The following is a 427-nucleotide window of genomic DNA, read 5'->3' on the forward strand; positions in this document are numbered from 1 at the left end:
TGGTCAGTAAAGCCGCCGCCCTGGACCATGAAGCCGGGGATCACGCGGTGGAAAATGGTGTTGTTGTAGAAGCCGCTGTCGACGTACTCGAGGAAGTTCTTGGTACTGATCGGCGCCTTCTCGGCGTTCAGCTCGATTTCGACCTGGCCGAAACTGGTGTCGAGCATGACGTGCGGGGTCTTGTCGGAAGCCATGACGCTGGTGGCGAAGGCGACCGAGCAGGCGGTGAGCAGGAGTTTTTTCAGCATGGGCTCAAAGATCCTTGAGAGGTGGAAGCGGCTGCAAGGAACTGCAGCAGGGTCTGGTTGAAGACCTCGGGTTGATCGAGGGGCGTAGCGTGCCGGGAATCGTCGACAACGACCAGCCTGGCGTTCGGCATCAGGGCCACGTAACGCTCTTTCAGTTGTATCGGGGTGTAATCGTGGTC

2 protein-coding genes are annotated in these 427 nt (G+C 59.0%); both read right to left on the reverse strand.

Going from position 1 to position 427, the window contains the following annotated elements:
• A partial coding sequence (locus EOE48_RS28925; protein ID WP_187371604.1) for a peptidylprolyl isomerase occupies positions 1–248 on the reverse strand: 248 nt, incomplete at its 3' end.
• Positions 242–427, reverse strand: a 186-nt coding sequence (locus EOE48_RS28930; protein ID WP_148239835.1) for an alpha/beta fold hydrolase, incomplete at its 5' end; no start/stop codon positions are given. The genes EOE48_RS28925 and EOE48_RS28930, both read right to left, overlap by 7 nt.

The sequence above is a fragment of the Methylobacterium oryzihabitans genome, from assembly GCF_004004555.2.
Lineage (GTDB): Bacteria > Pseudomonadota > Alphaproteobacteria > Rhizobiales > Beijerinckiaceae > Methylobacterium > Methylobacterium oryzihabitans.